This window comes from Paenibacillus sp. XP01 (assembly GCF_057364885.1).
On sequence record NZ_CP139481.1, the window covers coordinates 4,419,677 to 4,433,222 of the forward strand.

The 13,546-nt window shown below is 51.5% G+C and carries 12 protein-coding genes; 3 read left to right on the forward strand and 9 right to left on the reverse strand.

The window, feature by feature from the left end; all coding sequences use genetic code 11:
* Positions 1-110 precede the first annotated feature (110 nt).
* The 3 genes from SNR34_RS19805 to SNR34_RS19815 all read left to right on the forward strand — a co-directional run bounded on the left by SNR34_RS19805 (position 111) and on the right by SNR34_RS19815 (position 2,208).
* A complete protein-coding gene (locus SNR34_RS19805; protein WP_236411899.1) occupies positions 111-974 on the forward strand; it encodes a class I SAM-dependent methyltransferase in 864 nt (287 codons plus the stop codon).
* 3 nt (positions 975-977) lie between these two features.
* On the forward strand, positions 978-1,706 hold the full coding sequence (locus SNR34_RS19810; RefSeq protein ID WP_236411895.1) for an RluA family pseudouridine synthase: 729 nt from the start codon (positions 978-980) through the stop codon (positions 1,704-1,706).
* A gap of 157 nt (positions 1,707-1,863) precedes the next feature.
* Complete coding sequence (locus SNR34_RS19815; RefSeq protein ID WP_236411893.1) at positions 1,864-2,208, forward strand: MGMT family protein; 345 nt, start codon at positions 1,864-1,866, stop codon at positions 2,206-2,208.
* A 136-nt stretch (positions 2,209-2,344) separates the two neighbouring features.
* Here SNR34_RS19815 and SNR34_RS19820 read toward each other — a convergent pair whose 3' ends face one another.
* From SNR34_RS19820 to SNR34_RS19860, 9 genes are all read right to left on the reverse strand, one after another.
* The gene (locus SNR34_RS19820) at positions 2,345-3,859 is read right to left on the reverse strand and encodes a DHA2 family efflux MFS transporter permease subunit (RefSeq protein WP_236411891.1); all 1,515 of its coding nucleotides are present in this window, start codon (positions 3,857-3,859) and stop codon (positions 2,345-2,347) included.
* The gene (locus SNR34_RS19825; protein ID WP_236411889.1) at positions 3,856-4,311 is read right to left on the reverse strand and encodes a MarR family winged helix-turn-helix transcriptional regulator; all 456 of its coding nucleotides are present in this window, start codon (positions 4,309-4,311) and stop codon (positions 3,856-3,858) included. Before SNR34_RS19825 ends, SNR34_RS19820 begins: the two co-directional genes overlap by 4 nt.
* A gap of 231 nt (positions 4,312-4,542) precedes the next feature.
* Complete coding sequence (locus tag SNR34_RS19830) at positions 4,543-4,980, reverse strand: MarR family winged helix-turn-helix transcriptional regulator (RefSeq protein ID WP_236411887.1); 438 nt, start codon at positions 4,978-4,980, stop codon at positions 4,543-4,545.
* A 240-nt stretch (positions 4,981-5,220) separates the two neighbouring features.
* Positions 5,221-7,686, reverse strand: a complete 2,466-nt coding sequence (gene gyrA, locus SNR34_RS19835) for a DNA gyrase subunit A (RefSeq protein ID WP_486180034.1) — start codon at positions 7,684-7,686, stop codon at positions 5,221-5,223.
* Positions 7,687-7,698: 12 nt separating this feature from the next.
* The gene (parE, locus tag SNR34_RS19840) at positions 7,699-9,678 is read right to left on the reverse strand and encodes a DNA topoisomerase IV subunit B (RefSeq protein ID WP_236411883.1); all 1,980 of its coding nucleotides are present in this window, start codon (positions 9,676-9,678) and stop codon (positions 7,699-7,701) included.
* Positions 9,679-9,753: 75 nt separating this feature from the next.
* On the reverse strand, positions 9,754-10,743 hold the full coding sequence (locus SNR34_RS19845) for an ABC transporter permease (RefSeq protein ID WP_339273157.1): 990 nt from the start codon (positions 10,741-10,743) through the stop codon (positions 9,754-9,756).
* On the reverse strand, positions 10,736-11,701 hold the full coding sequence (locus SNR34_RS19850) for an ABC transporter ATP-binding protein (protein ID WP_236411879.1): 966 nt from the start codon (positions 11,699-11,701) through the stop codon (positions 10,736-10,738). Before SNR34_RS19850 ends, SNR34_RS19845 begins: the two co-directional genes overlap by 8 nt.
* Positions 11,701-12,558, reverse strand: coding sequence for a GDSL-type esterase/lipase family protein (locus SNR34_RS19855; RefSeq protein WP_486180035.1), 858 nt, complete (start codon positions 12,556-12,558; stop codon positions 11,701-11,703). The genes SNR34_RS19850 and SNR34_RS19855 overlap by 1 nt, the downstream gene beginning before the upstream one ends.
* 224 nt (positions 12,559-12,782) lie before the next feature.
* Positions 12,783-13,538, reverse strand: coding sequence for a CAP domain-containing protein (locus SNR34_RS19860; protein ID WP_486180036.1), 756 nt, complete (start codon positions 13,536-13,538; stop codon positions 12,783-12,785).
* Positions 13,539-13,546: the final 8 nt, after the last annotated feature.

Consider the following 13,546-nt stretch of genomic DNA (forward strand, 5'->3'; position numbering starts at 1 on the left):
TCTGCTCGCGCTTTGTGGCCAAGCAATTCATCCGCGCCTTAGCTGGCGTGCAGGTGATCATTTGTTGTACAATAGTATCCAAATGACTTTCGAAGGATGGATAAACCACAATGTACGTAGCACAGAATTGGAAGGATTACGAAGTAATTGATACGGGAGACGGCGAGAAGCTCGAGCGTTGGGGCGACATCATTCTGCGAAGACCGGATCCGCAAATTATTTGGCCGAAAAAACAAGAAACGAACGAGTGGCGTCAAGTGCACGGGCACTATCACCGCAGCTCTTCCGGCGGCGGCAGCTGGGATATGAAAAAGCCTATTCCCGAACGCTGGACGATCGGATACGAAAACCTCAAATTCCATATCAAACCGACCAGCTTCAAGCACACCGGGCTGTTCCCTGAACAGGCAGCCAACTGGAGCTGGATGATGGATAAAATCAAAGGCGCGAACCGCCCGATTTCTGTGCTGAACCTGTTCGCCTACACAGGGGGCGCCACCGTCGCAGCCGCGTACGCCGGGGCTTCCGTCGTTCACGTCGATGCAGCCAAAGGCATGGTGCAATGGGCCAAAGAAAACGTACAGCTGTCCGGCCTGGCCGACCGCCCGGTACGCTTCATTACCGATGACGTGTTCAAATTCGTGCAGCGCGAAATCCGTCGCGGCAACCGCTACGACGCGATCATCATGGATCCGCCGTCCTACGGGCGCGGCCCGAACGGCGAAACCTGGAAGCTGGAGCAGAACCTGCATCCGTTCCTCGAATCCTGCATGGAGATTATTTCGGACAACCCGTTGTTTATGCTGATTAATTCCTATACGACAGGCATTTCCCCAACCGTTCTGCGCAACATGCTGACGATGACCATGTCCGCCAAATACGGAGGCACGATCAACGCCGGAGAAATCGGCCTTCCGATTACGCGCAGCGGCCTGAACCTGCCTTGCGGCATCCTTGGCCGTTGGGAGTCCTGATCCATGTCCGCGCACAAACATTTGTCCGGTGCGGATATCCCTGTGCTTTTTGAGGACAATCACTTGCTTGGCATCAGCAAGCCGGTGAACGTGCCTACGCAGGAAGACGCATCGGGCGACCCGGATTTGCTTACACTGCTCAAGCAGGACTTGAAAGAACGCTACAACAAACCCGGCAACGTATATCTCGGTCTGGTCCATCGGCTGGACCGTCCGGTTGGCGGCGCGATGATCTTCGCCAAAACGTCCAAAGCCGCTTCCCGCCTTTCCGATACGGTGCGCGGGCGTGATTTTCGCAAAATCTATGCTGCGGTCGTACACGGCAAACTGCCCGCGCTGAACGGCACGCTGAAGCATACGCTTTATAAAGATGCCCGTACCAATACGGTCAAGGTTGTGCCCAAAGGCACTTCGGGCGGCAAAGATGCCGTGCTCGACTATTGGGTCGTCGGTCAAACGGAGAAACACAGTCTCGTTCATATCGAGCTGCACACAGGCAGATCACACCAAATCCGGGTTCAGATGATGGCTGTCGGCTGCCCGCTCTATGGCGACCAGAAATACGGCGCACACCTGAACAAACCCGGACAACAGATCGCGCTCTGGTCTTCCATTGCTGCGTTTCCACATCCGGTCACGAAGGAAGAGGTCGTACTCCGATCACTGCCGCCACGGGAGTATCCATGGTCCGAGTGGTCCCTCGATCTCTATGAGAAAACCTTCAGCAAATAGACTTTCCAACCGTGCAGATCCGGATCGATATCCGGTTTGCACGGTTTTTTCCTTATCTATGTTCCAACCGAAGTTCCGGTTGTTCGAACGATGCATCGCCGAAAGCATTTTCCGATACCCTCTTTCTCCATCACCTAACTTCAAGGAGCTGATTTTCGTGACACCGTTCACCAAACAAGTCGTCGCCATGATCGCCGCCATTCCCGAGGGCAAAGTCATGACTTACGGACAGATTGCCGCTCTTGCGGGAAGCCCGCGAGCCGCCAGACAAGTGGTACGCATTCTCCACTCCATGAGCCGTAAAGAGCGATTGCCTTGGCATCGCGTCGTAAACGCCAAAGGCGCCATCTCCATCCCTGATGAGCACTCCCGTATGATGCAGGAAACGGAGCTCATCAGCGAGGGCATAGAGTTTCAACTGGATGGCACGATTGATCTTCAACGCTTCGGCCATGATCCGGGTCCCGACTTCCTGCTGGAACCTCCCCTCGATGAAGAATAATCGCGCGCGCAACATGTACCTGCCCCAAATAAAAATCCCCTCCGGGCTAGCCAATTCGACTAACCCGGAAGGGATTTTTTTATTTTATGGGATGATCCTCATCCCTGAATCCACGTTCCTGCAGGACAGGGTTGTATTACGCTGTTGCACTGGATTTTTTCGGTTCCGTACTTGCTTCGTTCTCTACGGCTGGTTTGGTTTTGCGGATGAAGAAAGCCAGCAGCATTGCCGCTACCGTCATCCACGTAGCTACCGTAAAGGCATAGTTAACGCCATAAATCGTAGCGTCTGCCGTCGCATTCAACATGGCTGCCTGATCCGTCGGCGAAATATGGTTCGCTGCCATCGTATCAGCCAGATGGGATTTGAGTTTGCTGCTCATAATCGTAACGAGAATGGCCGTACCGATTGCACCGGCAACCGTCCGGAGCGTATTCGACATCGCCGTACCGTGCGCGTTCAGGCGCTGCGGAAGCTGGTTCAGACCGGCTGTCTGAATCGGCATCATCAGCATGGACATCCCGAACATACGCGCTGTGTAAATAAACATCATGTATCCGTAAGATGTGTCGATCGCAAGTCTGCTCAGACCCCAGGTTGTGACCGCCGTTACGGCGAGTCCGGCAACGGACAACCAGCGCGCACCCACTTTATCGAAGATCCGTCCGGTAATCGGGGACATAATCCCCATCAAAATGGCACCCGGCATCATCAGCAAGCCGGATTCGATCGGCGTGAACTGGCGAATATTTTGCAGAAAGATCGGAAGCAGGATCATACCCGCAAACATCGCCATCGTCACCAGCATGTTGATGATCGTGGTCAATGTGTACATATTGTATTTGAAAATGCGGAACTCAAGCAGCGGATGATCAGTCATCAGCTGGCGAATGACGAACAGGACCAGAGCGACGGCGCCCACAACAAGGCAAGTGATAACGACCGTACTGCCCCATCCGTCTGTACCTGCGTCACTGAATCCGTAGAGCAAGCTGCCAAATCCCACTGTGGACAAAATAACGCCCGGATAGTCCAGTTTCGGTTTGGATTGGCGCGTTACGTTTTTGACAAAAGCGATACCAATCGCTGTTGCAATAATGGAGAATGGCAAGATGATATAAAACAGCAATCTCCAGGAATAGTGCTCGACGATATAACCCGACAATGTTGGTCCAATGGCCGGAGCCAAGATCATCGCGATCCCCATCGTACCCATGGCCTGACCGCGTTTCTCGATCGGGAAGATGGTCAAAAATACAACCGTCATCAGCGGCATCAGAATACCCGCGCCGCCTGCCTGAATAACCCGTCCAACCATCAGAATGGCAAAGTTGGGACTAATTCCGCAGATCAGCGTACCGATAGTAAATAATAGCATGGCGGTAATAAAAATTTGGCGCGTGGAAAATTTCGCAATCAAATATGCGGTTACCGGAATCAAAACACCATTGACGAGCATGTAGCCCGTTGTCAGCCATTGGGCCGTGTTGGCTCCAATCGCCAGGTCTTCCATGATCTTCGGAAGAGCCACGTTCATCAATGTTTGGTTCAAAAAGGCCACGAATGCTCCGATCAATAGCGCGGCAACAATCGGTCCCTTCTTGATGCTGTCCATCGCTGATGATGGAGCAGCTGCAGTTGTTGTACTCATTCGTTGTTCATCTCTCTTCCTTGTAGCTTTTCAATCATCAGATTATGAATCCGAAGCAGGTGGTCCAGATCTTCTTTGGGAATGTCCAAAATCGGAGACACTCTTTCCATCCACAGCCGATGCGTTTCCTTTTGTGCGCGTTCCCCTTTGTCCGTCATCTGCAGCACAACGGAGCGGCGGTCGGAGTCGGAACGGGTGCGAACGATGTATCCGCCTTTGACCAAACGTTCTACGACGGCGCTCATCGAACTGCTGCCGACATGGCACAATTCGGCCACGTCGTTGTTGCCGATCGAAGGGCGCTCCTTCAGAATGGATAACACCATGAATTGGATCGAGGTCAATTCAATTTCTTTGTTTTCATTCCAGAATTCTCGAAACAGCATTTGATTAACCTGTCGAAACGAATTGATGATGTAGAAAACTTCATATGTGTCCTGTGTATCTGACAATTGTTTCACCCTTTTACTTTTGGAATATAATATTTCGCACACGAAATATCAGGGGAACAATTATTTATTATAAGCATCTTTTTTTACATAGTCAACTCTTTACATATTGGTTTTTTTCGATTTTTTGGAGATTGGCTAAATCCTTGCAAAACCCGCCTTATCAAAAAAATAACCATAGGCAGCCTGCCTCAAACGAGCAGGTTTTCCTATGGTTACCCAAAGACCATCATTTTATGAAGTGGATAAGGCATGCTCCTTATTTTTGGGGGCAGTCATTTTTCCCAGCAAATATACCAGCAGCTGCTGATTATGCATCGAAATGTTGCTGAGCACAGAGTTCATGAATTCATTGCGGATGGCGAGCCCGCGCTGTGTTTCGATCCTGCCTTTTTCGGACAGGGACACCCAAACGATTCTGCGATCCTGATCGTCGCGCTCCCTATGGATCAATCCGTTCTTTTCCATTCGGTCAAGCAGCATCGTAACCGCTGCAGGGGTCGTCGCCAAAAATGGAATCAGGTCGGATGGTTTCATGCGCCCATGATCATCAAGTACCTCGAGTGCAGTCAATTGTGCTTCCGTTAAGGAAGGGGCCAGCTCCTGGTCCATGTGAAGTTTGTAATCCTTGGTCAGCCTCGACCAGCATTTGGTGAAATCGGAATAATACATGTTGGTATCGCTCCTCTCTGCGGTCAGGTTATCAATTCATCTGCTTAAGGTTTTCGCGCTTCAAAGCCGCATTCCTGCTGCATTTTTTCAATTTCCCAGCGATCGACCGCAATCGACGAAGGTTGTTAAACTTCGCATGAAGTCTCTCTTTTAATCCGTGTCCGAACAACAAAAAAAGACGATCCGCCCGACAAAAGCTGCTGCGCTTTTGCAAGGCGAAACGTCTTTGCAAGGAAAGGGTCAAGACGGAACGTCATGCGAATTGGTTTCATCCAAGTCCTTCAGAAGCTCCACGACCTCATCCTTTTTGTCTACATGTACGAGCAGTTTGCCGATATGCTTCCGCTCTTGGATCGGCATGCTCTCGGAGGACAGCGTGAATACCTGGCCCTCTTTGGTCATTACGTTCACTTTGCGTTCTTCACGGCAGTAGAAAGCCCCGGCGATGCGGCTGCCGTTCGGTTTGACCCGCTTGCCTTCCTTGAATTCGAAGGTAGCCACGCCTTTGCCGCCACGGCTCTGAAGAGCGTAATCGAGAAGCAAGGAGCGTTTGCCGTATCCCAGATCGGACAATACCGCGATTTCGCCTTCCTCTCCTTCCACCCAAAGAGCGGTAACCACTTCATCCGTATCCTTGAGCTGAATGCCTCTTACCCCGCCGGACACCCGTCCCATGGCGTTCACTTCGTCCTCGCGGAAACGAATAGCCATCGCTTCCTTGGTAATCAACAAGATGTCCTTATCTCCCGTGCTCAGATGCACCGAGAGAACTTCATCGTCTTTGCCCACTTTGCAAGCAGCTACGGCTCCGGAACGTTTCGTCACGTACTCTTTCAGTTCGGTACGTTTCACCTGTCCCTTGCGCGTGACAAATACAAGGCTGTGATTCGGCTCATCAAACGATTTGATCTGCAGCACGTTGGTGATTCGATCATCTTTCCCAAGGGGAATCACGTTCACGATCGCCGTACCCGGGTCCTTCCACTTGAATTCGGGAACCTGGTGCACAGGCAGCAGGAAGTATTGGCCTTTTTGCGTAAACACAAGCAAATTGTCCAGCGTATTCACTTCAAGCAGTTGGGCGATATAATCGCCCTCCTTCACGCCGCTTCCGCTGCGTTCCCCGCCAGAGCGAGTGAAAGATTGCATTCCCGTGCGTTTGATGTACCCTTCTTTGGACAATGACACAAATACATCCTCGGCATTCACCAGAACTTCAAGGTTTACCTTCAGTTCTTCGACTTCGCCCTGAATGGCGGAGCGGCGGTCGATGCCGTATTTCTCGCGAATCTCCAGCAGTTCCTTGCGAATGACGCCGATCAGCTTGCGGTCACTCTCCAGAATGCCACGAAGCTGCGCGATTTTTTTCATCAGATCGGCGAGCTCCTTCTCCAGTGAGGTGATCTCCAGGTTGGTCAGGCGATAGAGCTGCAGGGTGAGAATCGAGTCGGCCTGCCGTTCCGTAAAACCAAACATCCACATGAGGTTGTTTTGCGCATCTTGGCGGTTTTTGGATGCTTTAATGGCCGCAATGACCTCGTCCAAAATGTTAAGCGCTTTGACGAGCCCTTCCAGCACGTGGGCGCGATCTTCGGCTTTCTCCAGTTCAAATCGGGTGCGATACGTGACCACTTCCCGCTGATGCGCGATGTAAGCTTCCAGCATCGCTTTTAGCCCGAGCTGCTGCGGCGCCTTGTTGACGATGGCAACCATGTTGAAATTGTACGTCACCTGAAGATCCGTCTTTTTCAGCAAATAGGCCAGTATGCCCTGTGCATCGGCATCCTTCTTCAACTCGACGACGATGCGTAGACCTTCACGCCCGCTTTCGTCCCGGACCTCGGCGATGCCTTCGACTTTTTTCTCAAGCCGAATGTTCTCCATCGAGGTCACAAGACGCGATTTGACCACTTGATACGGAATTTCCGTAATAACGATCTGCTGTTTGCCGCCGCGCATGTTTTCGATATCGGTTTTGGAGCGGATATAAATGCGGCCCCGACCCGTGCGGTACGCGTCCATAATGCCTTCGCCGCCCATAATCAATCCGCCTGTCGGGAAATCCGGTCCTTTCAGGAACATCATGATTTCTTCCAGTCCAATCGATGGCTTCTCCATAACAGCCAGGCAAGCATCGATAACTTCCCTTAAATTATGGGTCGGAATTTCCGTCGCAAAACCGGAGGAAATGCCGCTGACGCCATTCACGAGCAAATTGGGATATCGGGATGGCAGTACAACCGGTTCTTTCGCCGTATTATCGAAATTGTCCTTGAACAGCACCGTCCGTTTCTCGATATCGCGCAGCATTTCCATTGCAATCGGCGACAACCGGGCTTCCGTATAACGCATCGCCGCTGCCGGGTCATCATCCTGAGAGCCCCAGTTGCCGTGGCCGTCCACCAATACATGGCCCATTTTCCAAGGCTGCGCCATCCGTACCATACCCTCATAGATCGAAGAGTCTCCATGGGGATGGTAATTCCCCATCACGTCCCCGACCGTTTTCGCCGATTTGCGATAGGGTTTGTCCGGTGTGTTGCCCGAATCGTACATGGCGTACAAAATTCGCCGCTGAACCGGCTTCAGACCATCGCGCACATCCGGGATGGCGCGATCCTGGATAATATATTTGGAATAGCGACCGAAACGGTCACCTACGACCTCTTCCAGAAAGGCCGGCAAAAACTGCTCTGATAGACTCATTCCAAACACCTTCTATTCTTCGTACTCTGTAAAGTCGACATTTTCGACAATCCAACGCTTGCGCGGATCAACCTTGTCACCCATGAGGGTGGAAACACGACGTTCGGCCTTTGCCGCATCCACGATCTCCACTTTAAGCAAGGACCGCGTTTCCGGATTCATCGTTGTCTCCCACAGCTGCTCCGGATTCATCTCTCCAAGTCCCTTATACCGTTGAAGCTCCACGTTTTTGCCAAGCTCCTTCATGTAGTTCGCCAACTGCTCATCCGTCCATGCGTAACGCACGGTCGACATTTTGCCGGACTTGCTGGTGAGCTTGTAAAGCGGAGGCTGGGCGATAAATACTTTGCCTTCGTCAATGAGCGGTTTCATGTAGCGATAGAAAAAGGTCAGCAGCAAAACCTGAATATGCGCACCGTCCGTGTCCGCATCGGTCATGATGATGATTTTGGAATAATTGCTGTCCTCCACCGCAAATTCGGTACCGATGCCGGCGCCGATCGCCGAAGTGATGGCACGGTACTCCTCGTTTTTCAATATATCCGCCAGCTTTGCCTTCTCCGGATTAAGCGGTTTGCCCTTCAGCGGAAGGATCGCCTGAATTTTGGAGTCGCGGCCCTGCTTGGCCGATCCGCCGGCAGAATCGCCTTCCACGATAAACAGCTCGTTGCGCGAAAAATCTTTGGATTGCGCCGGCGTCAATTTGCCGTTCAGATTGGAACTTTCGCTCCGCTTTTTGCCGCTGCGCATCTCGTCGCGGGCCTTGCGGGCAGCCTCCCGCGCCTTGGATGCCAATACGGCCTTGCGGATCAGCGTTTGCGCGACCTGGGGATTTTCCTCCAGGAAACGCTGCATGTTTTCGGCGACGACCGAATCCACGGCACTTCTCGCCGAAGCGCTGCCGAGCTGGTCCTTGGTCTGTCCGACGAATTCGACCTCGGACATCTTCACGCTGATGACGGCCATCATGCCTTCGCGCAGATCGTTGCCATCCAGATTTTTGTCTTTTTCCTTGATCATGCTCGTACGTCTCGCATACTCGTTCATGACACGGGTATACGCCGTCTTGAATCCGGTCTCATGAGTACCGCCGCCCCTGGTCGGGATGGAGTTCACAAAGGAAGCAAGCGTTTCCGTATAACCTGCGTTATATTGAATGGCTACTTCGACTTCGATGTCATCCTTTTCCGCATAAAAGTGAATGACATCATGCAGCACGTCTTTGTTTTCGTTCAAAAACGCCACGAATTGGCTCGCTCCGCCTTCATACATGTATTCATCCTGATTGCCCGAGCGTTCGTCCTTCAGCACGATTTTCAAACCGGAGTTGAGGAATGCGATTTCCTGCAGACGTTCGGCAAGCGTATCGTAATTCAGCTGAATGCCGTTCTGGAACACCCGGACATCCGGTTTGAACGTCACTTTGGTGCCCGTGCGATTGGTGTTGCCAAGCACTTCAAGCCCGGTTACAGGTTCGCCGACGTGCTCGATTCCTTTTTTGTCCTGCCAATATTCGAACCGCTGCCGATGGATCTTGCCATCCCGGTAAATTTCGACTTCCAGCCATTCGGACAACGCGTTCGTAACCGATGCGCCAACGCCGTGCAGCCCCCCGGATTTCTTATATCCTGCCCCACCGAATTTTCCTCCTGCGTGCAAAATCGTAAACACGACCTGGGGAGTGGGAATTCCTGTCTTATGTATACCCGTCGGAATTCCTCTTCCGTTATCCTGAACCGTGACAGACCCGTCCTTATGCAGCGTGATATCGATTTTGGAGCAGAATTTGGCGAGATGTTCGTCGACGGCATTGTCCACGATTTCCCATACCAAATGATGAAGTCCCGAATTGCTGGTGCTGCCGATGTACATACCCGGCCGTTTCCGGACCGCGACCAGCCCTTCAAGTACTTGAATGTCGTCCGCGTCGTAGCCCGAGGTTCCTTGCCCCCCGCCTGTCGAACCTGCCGACATATCGATTTGCTCGACCATTCATGCTCCCCCTTCTTAACTTGCAACTAAAAAAAGCGAAAAATGCAAACAGATGTTTTCTTATCCTTGTCCATTTTAATTCAAGATATCCCGTTTCGTAAAGACAAGGAATGACACAACCAATGACGCTATGCCCCAAACGCTTAACACAATAAGGGAAAAACCCAAATTCATTCCTTCGATCGGAGGCAGCCCGCCGGACAAATAATCCGGCAATTGCAAATTAACCATAAACAAATATTTGGCGGAATTCCACGATGCGGCCATGCTGGTCAGAATCGTTCCCGCGATCAGCGCCGCCATCATGATCACGATGCTTGCCGCCGTACTGCGAACAAGCACCGACACCATGAAGGCAAGAACGGCAACGATCACGCTCACGAACCAGATCAGTCCTGCCTGCATCAGCAAGTACAGCCATTGCTCCACCGCATGCACGCCCGACATGTCCACATCGGTGCCGACAATTTTGAAACCGGTGAAAATCGGCATGCCAAAGCCTTTATATCCGAAGACCACGCCCGAAATGGCATAACATATCACGTATGCAGACACAACGATGATGGAAACGAACATGAGCAGCGTTACCAGTTTGCTCAGAAGCACTTTCCATCGTTTGACGGGACGGGTCAGCAGCATTTTAATCGTTCCCGTCGTGCGTTCTCCCGACACCAGATCCGAAGCGATCGCCATGATGAGCAGCGGAATGAACAAACCTACCGCATTGTTCATGAACTCCCGCGTAAACGTTACGCCGTTCGGCTCTTTGGGATTCACGTCGTTTTCCAGATAATACTGCATCTGTTGAATATACACCGTGCGATATTTTTTGTATTCTTCCGGCACGCGATCGCTGCCGAGCGAGTTTTGATTGTCCGTAATGGCTTGCTGAAGCTCCAGACGCCAATCACCGCCGAATTTGTCGCGGTTATTTTCCGCAGATTTCATCTGGGCATACGTAAACATGGGCACCAGGACCGCAAGCACGATGAAAATGATATAAAGGCGTTTTTTCTTCACCATTTTGATCGTTTCGTTGCGAATAAGCGGCATGATGTTACTCAATGGATTCACCTTCCGTCATTTTAAGGAATAATTGCTCCAGGGTCGGCTGAATCCGCTGAACGCCTTCGACCCGGATCCCTTCCCGGACCATCCGGTCGACCAATGCGGGGATTTGATCTTCATCCATTTCGGCGACGACGGCATTTGGTCCCAAACCGGCAATAATGGTGTCGTCCATCACTTCGGCCGGTCGGTCAACCAGCGTAATCCCGGCTTCCAACAGCATGTTTTTCCCGGCTTCCAGCGGGGTCAGATGCCAGATGGCCATGCGGGAATGGTCCTCGATCAGTTCATTCACGCCTCCGACGGCAAGCACTTTTCCGGAGCTGATGATGGCCACCCGGTCGCACAGCAATTGTATTTCGCTTAACAGATGGCTGCTGACGAACACGGCCATGCCTTCGCCGGCAAGCTGCTTGATGAATGCGCGAAGCTCCTTTATGCCCTTGGGATCCAGCCCGTTGGTCGGTTCATCGAGAATGAGCAGACGCGGTCTTCCCAGCAAAGCCTGGGCAATGCCCAGGCGCTGGCGCATGCCGAGCGAATAGGTTCTTACTTTATCATGAATCCGCTGGTCCAGGCGAACGATATCGACAACTTCCTGTATTCGCTTATGATCTACGCCGGGCTGCATCCGGGCAAAATGCTCCAGGTTCTCCCACCCTGTCAAATATGTATACACTTCGGGATTTTCAACGATAGAACCTACAAACTGCAGTGCCCGTTCGGGATCCCGGTTCACGTCATAACCGCACACCATAATTTTGCCTTCCGTCGGTTTGATCAGATCAACGAGCATACGGATGGTTGTCGTTTTGCCCGCCCCGTTCGGACCCAAAAAACCGAAAATTTCCCCAGGCTGCACATCGAACGTAACATCTTTGATAATCCATTTGCGTCCGATTTTTTTCTTGACATGCTGAACGGAGAGCACCGGTACGCTTTGCTGTTCAGGCATCACTTTGCACCCCCTTGCGTTTCATTGACGTTCTGGTACTCCTGTGCAATGCGGACCGCGATGGCCTGGTAACCGTCCCCGTTCGGGTGGAAATGATCCGAAGACAGATATTCGCCCAAATGGTTCTGGAAAATGTCGAAGGTCGGCACCAGCGACATGCGGTCTTCCTGGTTCAAAATCTCCAGCGCAGCGTCATTCCATGCCGCAACGACCGTATTCCCGGGAACCTTGAGTTCCTTCACGTCACCAAACGGATTATACAATCCGACATAGGAAATCTGGGCCTGCGGATTAATTTCTTTTACTTTTTTTAAAATGTCCTGCAAACGTTTGGAGGTTTCCGGAAGAACCTCTGCCAGTTTTTCCGGGGTTGGCGGATCTTGTCCCTGAAGCACTTGACCGCCTTGAAACAGATCATTTGCGCCAATCGACAACAAAATAAAATTCGCTTGCTGCAGCACGTACCGCACGCCCTGCTCATCCAACTTTTTCAGCAAAGCATCGGTTCTCAGCCCGTTAACGCCAAGATTGTTCAGCACCTGCACGTCATGACCCTGCTGTTGCAGCAGGTTGGCGGTCCGGCGGATAAAGCCAAGACCTTCGTCATCCCCCGTTCCCCGTGCAAGCGAATCGCCGATGACGGCCATGCGAATTTTCCCGTCTTGAACCGGTGCGGCTTCGCTTGAGGACGGTTTTCCAGAGGTTTGCCCGGAGGATGTTCCGGCGTCCCCTTGGGGAAACATGACATCCTTGATCGCGTAAACAAATCCGAATAATAACAGCAGCGTAGCCAAAACGGACACCGTGCTGATGATCCGCCAAATCCAAGGCGATGAGTCCACCGTTCTTCTTTTCATTCATCACATCTCCGCTCATGTACTCCAGGTACTTAAAATTTGAAAAATGGCTTTACATTCAGATGATGCTTCGTCTAATTAACATAAATGTTCTGTGCCAATTTTGCAAATTTTGACGCACGCTGTATCCTTTTGCTCTAACAGCGAAAAAAGGCTATGCCCGCACAGACCTCGCTGTACGGACATACCCCTTTTGTAACTACGGAATGAGTCCGATGTCTTTATTATTTGCCGATGAATTCCTGTGCCCAGTATCCATTGTAGTATCCCACGCCGATGTGCGTGAAGCTGGCGCTCAAAATGTTTTTGCGGTGACCGTCACTGTTCATCCATGCAGTCACGACTTCCTGAGGCGTTTTTTGGCCTTTTGCGATGTTTTCGCCAGCGGCTTTATACGTTACTCCGAATTGTTTCATCATGTCGAATGGCGAACCATATGTCGGCGATTGATGATCGAAGTAGCTGTTGTCGCTCATGTCTTTCACTTTGGCTACAGCGACTTTGTTCAACAATGCATCCGAAGTCAGAGCACTAAGACCAGCTTTGGCACGCTCTGCATTCACCAGCTTGACCACTTGCGCAGCAAAGTCGGATTGGGACGTTTCGCTTCCGCTGTTGCTGTTATTGTTGCCTGTGTTGCCTGCAGTGCTTCCATTGTTGCTGCCGTTATTTGATGTACTTCCATTATCGGAAGGTTTCGCAGGTGTTGGATTAGCTGGTTTAGCCGGCTTTGTTGTTTCCGTTGTTTGATCCGCCGGTTTTTGAGCTGTCGTTCCTTGATTGAGCTGTTCTTCGATTTGTTTCTTCCATTGTTCCAGGACAGCTTTCAAGCTTGCCGCATCCGTAATTTTATAAGTGACCGTAGAAGTAGTATATGTGGTTGGATTTGCAGCAGCAGCAGAGGCCGGCAGCATAATTCCCACCGCCAGTGCAGCTGTCAGACTTCCAGCAGCAACAGTTTTCAACCAGTTTTTCTTCAAATTGATTC

Excerpts from the sequence above, each read along its gene's own strand:
- SNR34_RS19850 (WP_236411879.1), bottom strand. The coding sequence starts at position 11,701 with ATGCCTGAACAGCAAAGCGTACCGGTGCTCTCCGTTCAGCATGTCAAG.
- parE (WP_236411883.1), bottom strand. The coding sequence starts at position 9,678 with ATGGTCGAGCAAATCGATATGTCGGCAGGTTCGACAGGCGGGGGGCAA.
- SNR34_RS19855 (WP_486180035.1), bottom strand. The coding sequence starts at position 12,558 with ATGAAAAGAAGAACGGTGGACTCATCGCCTTGGATTTGGCGGATCATC.
- gyrA (WP_486180034.1), bottom strand. The coding sequence starts at position 7,686 with ATGAGTCTATCAGAGCAGTTTTTGCCGGCCTTTCTGGAAGAGGTCGTA.
- SNR34_RS19805 (WP_236411899.1), top strand. The coding sequence starts at position 111 with ATGTACGTAGCACAGAATTGGAAGGATTACGAAGTAATTGATACGGGA.
- SNR34_RS19820 (WP_236411891.1), bottom strand. The coding sequence starts at position 3,859 with ATGAGTACAACAACTGCAGCTGCTCCATCATCAGCGATGGACAGCATC.
- SNR34_RS19810 (WP_236411895.1), top strand. The coding sequence starts at position 978 with ATGTCCGCGCACAAACATTTGTCCGGTGCGGATATCCCTGTGCTTTTT.
- SNR34_RS19830 (WP_236411887.1), bottom strand. The coding sequence starts at position 4,980 with ATGTATTATTCCGATTTCACCAAATGCTGGTCGAGGCTGACCAAGGAT.